At 33.3% G+C, this 588-nt stretch carries 1 protein-coding gene; it reads right to left on the bottom strand.

Annotated elements, in window-relative coordinates; all coding sequences use genetic code 11:
* Positions 1-5 precede the first annotated feature (5 nt).
* A complete protein-coding gene (locus OS188_RS14705) occupies positions 6-563 on the bottom strand; it encodes a hypothetical protein (RefSeq protein ID WP_267149608.1) in 558 nt (185 codons plus the stop codon).
* Positions 564-588: the final 25 nt, after the last annotated feature.

Here is a 588-nt window from a genome sequence, read left to right as displayed (position 1 = left end):
TTTTTTTATAATATGTCTTTGTCTTTTCCGTCAATTTTGTGTTTCATTTTTTGTCCCATTCCGCTTGTCACATATCCAGCAACCATTTCTTTTTTAATTTCTCCGTTTTCTAAATATTCCAAAGTTATTGAGCAATCTCCAGTAATTCCAACCCAAACAGTTTTACTTTCATTCGGTTCAAGTTCAGCGATGTGTTCTGTTTCGCAACCGACTATTTTAATGTCAGTCAGTTTGTTATTAGTTCCGTTTGTGAACGTGATTCTCATATTCCCAATTAAAATCAGCGAGAACCAAATAAAAAGGAACATTATTGGTAGATTAATCAGCATCAATCCGCTTGTTTTTAAAAGTCTTTTACGATTGGTTGAGTCCGAATTTGATTTAGCTAAAATTGCTATTAAAATTATCAAATTTGCAATTCCTGCAAGAACTATAAATCCGTATCCGATAAACAACAAATCGCTGTTTGAGGTCAGAAAGTAAATTCCGAAAATCAATGCTCCGATTATGAACGAAATTACCGCAGTTCCTTTTCCTAAAGTGTTATATTTTTCAGACGTCATTTTTTTTCAGCTTGTTGCCAACGGT

It is taken from the genome of Xanthomarina sp. F1114 (assembly GCF_026410255.1).
In the GTDB taxonomy this organism is placed as follows: Bacteria; Bacteroidota; Bacteroidia; order Flavobacteriales; family Flavobacteriaceae; genus Xanthomarina.
This window is presented reverse-complemented; position numbering and strand designations above follow the sequence as displayed.